The organism is Limnoraphis robusta CS-951, from assembly GCF_000972705.2.
In genome coordinates this window covers 1-7,686 of record NZ_LATL02000315.1, presented here as the reverse complement: position 1 = coordinate 7,686, position 7,686 = coordinate 1, and the positions used below count along the sequence as shown (strand labels likewise).

General features: G+C 43.4%; 6 protein-coding genes and 1 pseudogene. 3 read left to right on the top strand and 4 right to left on the bottom strand.

Annotation, left to right across the window (positions count from 1 at the left end):
* Positions 1 to 354: 354 nt before the first annotated feature.
* Both WN50_RS36630 and WN50_RS26730 read left to right on the top strand, forming a co-directional pair.
* Positions 355 to 819 (top strand): DUF1816 domain-containing protein, encoded by a 465-nt coding sequence (locus tag WN50_RS36630; RefSeq protein WP_235441144.1) that lies wholly within the window; start codon positions 355 to 357, stop codon positions 817 to 819.
* Positions 820 to 1,199: 380 nt separating this feature from the next.
* Positions 1,200 to 2,786: a B12-binding domain-containing radical SAM protein gene (locus tag WN50_RS26730; protein WP_046281858.1), complete on the top strand. Its 1,587-nt coding sequence runs from the start codon at positions 1,200 to 1,202 to the stop codon at positions 2,784 to 2,786.
* Between the two features lie 113 nt (positions 2,787 to 2,899).
* Here WN50_RS26730 and WN50_RS26725 read toward each other — a convergent pair whose 3' ends face one another.
* From WN50_RS26725 to WN50_RS26710, 4 genes are all read right to left on the bottom strand, one after another.
* Positions 2,900 to 3,751: an ABC transporter permease gene (locus tag WN50_RS26725; protein ID WP_046281859.1), complete on the bottom strand. Its 852-nt coding sequence runs from the start codon at positions 3,749 to 3,751 to the stop codon at positions 2,900 to 2,902.
* A 217-nt stretch (positions 3,752 to 3,968) separates the two neighbouring features.
* The gene (locus WN50_RS26720; protein WP_046281860.1) at positions 3,969 to 4,880 is read right to left on the bottom strand and encodes an ABC transporter permease; all 912 of its coding nucleotides are present in this window, start codon (positions 4,878 to 4,880) and stop codon (positions 3,969 to 3,971) included.
* Positions 4,881 to 4,913: 33 nt separating this feature from the next.
* Entirely contained in the window at positions 4,914 to 6,047 is a 1,134-nt protein-coding gene (locus WN50_RS26715; RefSeq protein ID WP_046281861.1) for a polyamine ABC transporter substrate-binding protein, read from the bottom strand.
* Between the two features lie 110 nt (positions 6,048 to 6,157).
* A complete protein-coding gene (locus WN50_RS26710) occupies positions 6,158 to 7,303 on the bottom strand; it encodes an ABC transporter ATP-binding protein (RefSeq protein ID WP_046281862.1) in 1,146 nt (381 codons plus the stop codon).
* Between the two features lie 103 nt (positions 7,304 to 7,406).
* On the opposite strand from WN50_RS26710, the pseudogene WN50_RS26705 reads away from it, so the two are divergent.
* Positions 7,407 to 7,686: pseudogene (locus WN50_RS26705) on the top strand (transposase); the annotation flags it as partial.

Sequence of the window (7,686 nt, the reverse complement as noted above, 5' to 3'; positions counted from 1 at the left end):
GATGACCTAACCCCCCAACCCCCTTCCCTGCAAGGGAAGGAGGAGCAATTAATAGTTTTAGATATCTAGTAATCAAAAAAAAGGCTCCCCTCGCCTTACCCCCCTTTTTAAGGGGGGATCAAGGGGGGATCAAGGGGAGTGATAGAGAGGGTTAGTCAGAGGTAGGAGAGGGAAACTGAATAGTTTTGAGTTGAGAAATTGGCTAAAAATCCTGTAAATTTTTGTAGTAAATAACACAATTTTCACAATATATACGCTTATCAAACGTTTGTATATACTTTATCTCAAACCCTCTCCTGTTAAACTAAAGACGTAGAAAAAACCTATGACGATACAAAAGAACAGGGGTGAGTTATGCCGACACCAGAACAGTTTGAAAAAATCGCACAAAATATCAAGGATAAAGCCCAAGAAATGTCCTGTAAGTTTCAGGTTCAGATGAAAACTGAAACTTTTCAAAAAGTTGATGAAGTTACAGAGAATATTTCTGAAACATTAGAGTCTGAAAGCGAAGATTTTGATGAGGCTGAAGAAATTTTTACGGATTACTTAGAGAAGATGGGGTTAGCCTGTTGGATTGAGATTATTACCGAATCTCCTGAATGTATCTACTATTTTGGACCCTTTGCTGGGGGCTACGAAGCTCAACAATCTGTTCAGGGTTATTGGGATGATTTGCAAGCAGAAAATGCTCAAATTGTTAGTCTGGATATCCGACGGGGAATTCCTCGAGAACTAACCATCATAGAGGAAGAAATGGAGAAATATTTTGTGAATTCCGAGTTTTCGAGTTTTGTTTCAGCTTGGTTAGGCGTTTAGGGAAGACATTGACATCCTCACCGCCGTGAACGGACGGTGATTCCATCTATTTAAGCAGATCAAAAATTGATAGCTGCTTAAATTCTGGCGGGTAAACAGTGAACAGTTATCAGTGTGTTGCTTTTTGCCTATTGCAAGATTGCTTTTTGCAAGATTGGAATTCGCGCCAAACTATGAGGTACAAACCAGAAACCCGGTTTCTAGCAGAAACCGGGTTTATACCCACTTTTGCATGATTGCCTTTTGCATGAGTGCCTTTTGCATGAGTGAGAAATCTATAAGACTGACTAAGGTATACTGATGTCATGGAGGGGCTATTCAATCAACCGAGTTTTGATCTCTATTTCAATCAACGTCAATCTACATAGGTTTAAAATCCAATGAAAGCCCTACTCCTCTATCCTCGCTTTCCTCAATCGTTTTGGTCTTATGACCGGGCGATGAAAATGGCAGGACTCAAAGCGATGATTCCACCTTTGGGAATTCTGACTGTCGCCGCACTTCTTCCCGAAGACTGGGAAATTCGTTTTTATGATCGCAATGTTAGCCTAGAGACTGATGCAGATTGGGACTGGTGTGATTTGGTGATTCTGTCGGCAATGTTAGTGCAGAAAGCTGATTTTCATAGCTTAATTCAAAAAGCCGTACAGTTAGGAAAAAAAGTCGCAGTCGGCGGCCCCTATCCAACCTCTGTTCCCCAAGATGCCCTCGACTCTGGGGCGAATTATCTCATCCTCGATGAAGGAGAAATGACCGTTTCGCTGTTTCTAGAAGCACTCACAGAAGGCAAATCTCAAGGCGTTTTTCGTTCCCTAGAAAAACCGGATGTCACCCAAAGTCCGATACCCCGTTTTGACTTGCTACAACGAAATTCCTACTTTATGATGGCGATGCAGTTTTCTCGGGGTTGTCCGTTTAACTGCGAATTTTGCGATATTATCACCCTGTATGGTCGTAAACCTCGCACAAAAGAACCCCATCAAGCCTTAGCCGAATTACAAACGTTGTATGATTTAGGGTGGCGAGGGTCGTTATTTATCGTCGATGACAACTTTATTGGCAATCAACGCAATGTTAAACGCTTTCTGCGAGAATTGATTCCTTGGATGAAGCAACACAACTATCCTTTTACCTTTATTACAGAAGCTTCCGTTAATTTAGCAGAAGACGATGAACTGTTGCAGTTGATGCGTGAAGCTGGGTTTTATTCGGTTTTCCTCGGAATTGAAACTCCAGACCAAGATAGTTTACAAGTTACCCACAAAGTTCAAAATACTCGCCATCCCCTCGTTGAAGCTTGTCAAAAAATTAATGATGCGGGATTATTGATCTATGCTGGGTTTATTCTTGGTTTTGATGGCGAACGAACAGGCGCAGGGGAACGAATTCAAGCTTTTGTAGAAAAAACAACCATTCCTCAACCGATGTTAGGAATTCTTCAGGCTTTACCTAATACCGCTTTGTGGAACCGACTCCAGGGAGAAGGACGTTTATTAGAGGGGCGCAGTCATCCCACCGGAGACCAAAATACATTGATGAATTTTGTTCCGACTCGTCCAATTTCTGAAATTGCCCGAGAATATGTTGACGGGTTTTGGAAAATGTATGAACCTAAAAATTATCTCAAACGTTGTTTAGAACAATGTCTGCGTTTGGGTTCACTTCCCGGACGACAAACGATGCAGTATCCTATTGGTCAAGGGTTGCGTCTCATTTCTCAGATTATCTGGCATCAGGGTATACGTCGCCCAGAAATTCGCGGACAGTTTTGGCGACAACTCTGGATGATTTTGCGGAAAAAGCCTGAAGTTCTGAATTTGTATTTTGCCCTCTGTGCAGCCGGAGAACATTTTTGGGAGTATCGTGTTTTAGCCCGAGAACGAATTACACAACAGTTAGGTTATGATCCTTTGTTGAGTCGGGGTTCTGTGGAGAATTACGCCAAAAAGTTGGTTAATGTTGTGTGATTGTCGTTTGAAACGCACAGCATAAAAACCACAAAGGTACAGAGGCACAAAGAGACAGTCAGCCATTTTTGTCGGGGTAATTCATGAATTACCCCAACCTGTTCTCAGAAATGTTATCCTTGGCGTTTTTTATCGCCTTGAGTTCTCAAAAATTCTCCTAGAAAAGCGACCATTCCCGAACCGATAATGAGAATGACACTCAAGGCGTTAATATCGGGTTTTACGCCTGTTCTAATGCGGCTAAAAATCTCCATTGGTAAAGTTGTTGCTCCGCTTCCGGCGGTAAAACTGGCAATTAAAAAGTCATCCATACTCAGCACAAAGGCTAACAAACAACCAGACAATATTCCGGGCATTAATTCTGGTAATAAGACTTGAATAAAGGCTTCAACCGGAGTCGCACCTAAATCTAAAGCGGCTTCTTCTAAATGAGGATTGAGATCGGCTAAACGTGTCGAAACAACTAACGCTACATAAGCCAAACAAAACACCACATGAGCGGCTACAATCGTCCAAATACTTAATGGAATGGCTACAGCCGCGAGAAAAACCAGCGTAGAAACAGCGATCGCAATATCAGGTATAATTAAGGGTAAATAAGAAACCCCTTGATATAAACTTTTTCCGCGAAATCGAAATCGAGCTAATCCAACTGCCATTAAAGTTCCAATCACGGCTGAAATTCCAATCGCAGAAAAGGCAACCAATAAACTATTTTGTAGGGCTGATAAAATGCGAGTATCTAGAAAGAGTTTAGCATACCATTCTAATGTAAATCCCTGCCATCCCGCACTATAACGAGATTTGTTAAAGCTATAAAACGTTAACACAAAAATTGGCAGGTACATATAAAAAAACATCAATCCTACAAAAATGACCTGCCAAGAAACCTGAAATTTCTGTTTTGTATCTCTCATTTCTATCGGAATATCCTCTTGATTTTGTTGTTTTAAATCTTCTTGCATGAGAAAATTATCAAGATAACTGATAACGGGTTGGGCGGGTTTATTGAGATGGTTGCTGAGAAGACATCTATAGCAATGAGCAGGTTAATGTTTACAACTTCTTTGTGTCTTTGTGTCTTGGTGGTAACATTCAAGGCTTGACCCTTGTAAACAAGCCAGCGCGACCTGCTATATTTGGGTGGAGGCGCGCCCCTACATGACTGATAACTGTAAACCCCTATTTCGACGGTCTACCATCCCCATATTTTAGTAAAAGTGCGATCGCTAAACTCACCCCCATAATTAACACCATACTCAACGCCGAACCAAAACCCCAATTTTGAGTCGCCCCTAAAAATTGATTGAAAATTAATCGAGAAACGGTCATACTCGAGGCACCGCCCAGAAGTTCAGGATCAACAAAATCCCCTAATGAACTAATAAACACTAACAACGCTCCGGCCGCAATACCCGCCCTTGCTTGCGGCACAGTCACCTTCCAAAAGGTTTCGGTTGGTTTTGCTCCTAAATCAGCCGAAGCCTCCAATAAACGCCGATCTAGCTTCTCTAAGGACGCATAGAGAACCGTGACAATATAAGGCAAATAACTATAAGCCATCCCAATTAAAACCGCCGGAGTTCGGTTCAGTAACTCCAACGCAGGTAAACCCAAAACTCCTAAAAACGAGTTTAATACTCCTGTTGGTCGTAAAATCGTAATCCAAGCATAGGTTCGCAAAAGTGAAGAAGTCCACAAGGGTAAAACAAACCCCAACAGCAACAAATTTCGCCATCTCGAGGGCGCGTTAATGGCGATCCAGTAGGCGACAGGAAACCCCAAGACTAAACACAAAATGGTTGTTCCAAAAGCAAAAAACAGCGATCGCCCAATCACTTGTAAATTAACTGGATCAAACACCCGCAAATAGTTCGCAATGCCATCAGGAATGACTACATCACCCGGTCGAATATTTTCAACTAAACTCAGTTGAAAAATAACTAATGTGGGCAGAACCAGCAATAACAGCAACCACAACCCAGCAGGCCCTAATAACACCAACGGGCCGATTAGTTTCGTCGCCCTTTGTTTCAAACCTGTTTTTGGCGAAGTCGGGGGAAAATTGGGCGGATTTTTACTCGATACAGCCATTTTCAGTGAACCCTGAATGGTGAGCAATGTTGATTAAGCACTCGTCAGTCTTGTCCAATAGCGATCAAAAATTTCATTCGCCTCTGCTGAAAGGGGAGCCAAAGACTCACTTCTTTCTATCACAGACTCGGGCGGAAACAGTGTCGGATCGTCTCGCAAGGTTTTCGGGAGTTTTCTAAAAGCCACTTCCGAGGGAGTGGCAAAACTGAGGCGTTCAACCACTTGAGCGGCTATTTCCGGCTGAAGCATGAAATTCATCCACTGATAAGCCCCATCGGGGTTGGGGGCAGATTTCGGAATCACCAAAGTATCAGTCCACAGCGATGAGCCACTGCGGGGAGTAATATACCTCAAATCTTCATTTTCCGGCATCACTTCCGCCGCATCTGCTGAATAACACATGGCGATCAACAAATCCCCAACAATCATCTGAGGACGCCAAGCATCTGTTGTAAAAGAGGCGATCGCAGGTTGTAGTTTGATGAGTTTTTCGTAGGCTTGGCTAATTTGTTGAGGGTCAGTGGAGTTGTACGAGTAGCCTAAGGTTCGCAAGGTTGCACCGAATACCTCTCGCACATCATTGAGAAGGGTAAATTGTTTAGAAATTTGCCGTTGATTTTGCCAGAGATAATCCCAGTCCTCTGGGGGTTGTTTGAGTTTTCGACTGTTGTAAATTAATCCCGTCGTTCCCCAACTGATGGGGATGCTGTAGCGATTGCCAGGATCATAAACCGGATTTTTGAACATGGGGAACATATCTTCTAAACCCAGGAGTAGGGAGTGATCCAACTCCATCAGTAAGCCCAGATCCGCCATCTTCTGAACCATGTAATCAGAAGGATAAATAACACTATAAGCTCCTGCACCTCCGGTTTGAATGCGGGCAAGCATCGACTCGTTGGAGTCAAAGACATCGGCCACCACTTTCAAGCCGGTTTCTTGGGTAAAGCGATCCAGTAAATCGCTATCGGTGTAACCTGTCCAAGTGTAAATATACAGGGTATCAGAAGCAACTTGAGTGTTGGGCGTGGTTTTCACCTCAGCCAGAGTCCATCCGCAACTCGTCATCGTAGAAGCGGCGGCGGCGGCTATCGAGGTTTGCAGAAATTGACGTCGAGTTTGAACAGCCCTGGTTAAAGATGGTTTTGGTCTATGAATTGGAGGCACGATTTCAGCCCAATGGTAATCTGGCCTGTTGAAGACAACACCTGACATTTTCCCACAAACCGCAGTCAGGCGTGCAGAAGACGAGCGAACAAACAAAAGATTTTAGCGTCTTATTGACTCAAAGCCAAGCAGTCTGTGGGTTTCCAACTGATATAAACGGTCGTTTCTCCATTGTCTATCGCTTCACTGGTTTTTGACTGTCGGATCGTCAGTTGTTCACCAGAGAGTAACTGCACAATATATTGTAAGTGGGTTCCTAGATACATTCTGTTGATCAGTCGGCCTTCAAAACAGTTAGCCGCACCGCCTAAAGGATTGTTACTGATCACAATTTTTTCGGGTCGTACACTGACGACAACCCCATCACCAATTTGGATCTTTGAAGAAACTGAGGTTTGAGTGGGCGCTGAGGGGTATACCTCAATTTTTAATCCCGTTTCTGTAACGATCAGTTGACTCGAAGCATCAGCCGCTTCCACTCGTCCTCGAAACAGGTTCGTATCGCCGATAAAGTCTGCAACAAAAGGAGTCTGAGGATATTCGTAGATTTCGTTAGGACTGCCGATTTGTTCAATACGGCCTTCGTGCATCACGGCAATGCGATCGGATAAACTCATCGCTTCTTCTTGGTCGTGCGTCACCATAATGAAGGTTAAGCCGAGATTTTTGTGTAAGTTGGATAACTCAACCTGCATTTGCTTACGCAGTTTCAGATCTAAGGCACCCAAGGGTTCATCGAGTAATAATACTGCCGGACGGTTCACCAAAGCCCTCGCTAAAGCGACTCGTTGCTGTTGTCCTCCCGACATTTGCCCTGGAAACCGACTGACAAAGGCTTCCATTTTTACTAATCTCAGAGCTTCCTTGACTTTTTCCTCGATTTCTGCTTTGCCTCGTCGTTTGACTCGTAAGCCAAAAGCGATATTATCTCGAACATTGAGATGACTAAATAAAGCGTAACTTTGAAAAACGGTATTAACTGGACGTAGGTAGGGGGGAACTCGAGTCATGGATTGTCCCCGAATCAAGACTTCACCTGCTGAGGGGGTTTCAAATCCGGCGACTAAACGCAGAGTTGTGGTTTTACCACAGCCAGAAGGCCCTAGTATACTAAAAAACTCGCCTCGACGCACGTCTAGATCGACTCCTCGCACTGCTGTTTCTCCGTTAAAGACTTTGAAAACTTTGCGAAGTTCGACATCGAGTTGAGAGTCCGTCCCGATCGCACCTGGATTTTGGGTAGCTGTCTGAAGCATAATAGCAACGTTTGGCGGAGATTTCCCTACTTTAGCTTATCTGATGGGAGTAGGGCTGACAAGAGATCGGTGATCAGTGATTTACGGGCGGGTTCCAAACAGAAATTTTTGTGACGCGCGAAACAAAAACTGAGTTTCGCTTGGTGACTAATTTACCTGCGTTGGGAGAGGCTGCCGTTAGTGATGATCAAATTAGAGATATTTATCGATTACGTTGGGGAGTAGAATTGTTGTGGAAGTTTTTAAAGATGCACTTAAAGCTTGATCAATTAATTACTAAAAACGTCAATGGTATCACGATACAAATTTATGTTAGTTTAATAGCTTATCTAATTTTACAGATATTATCTATCCCACAACAATGGGGACATACACTATTAGAT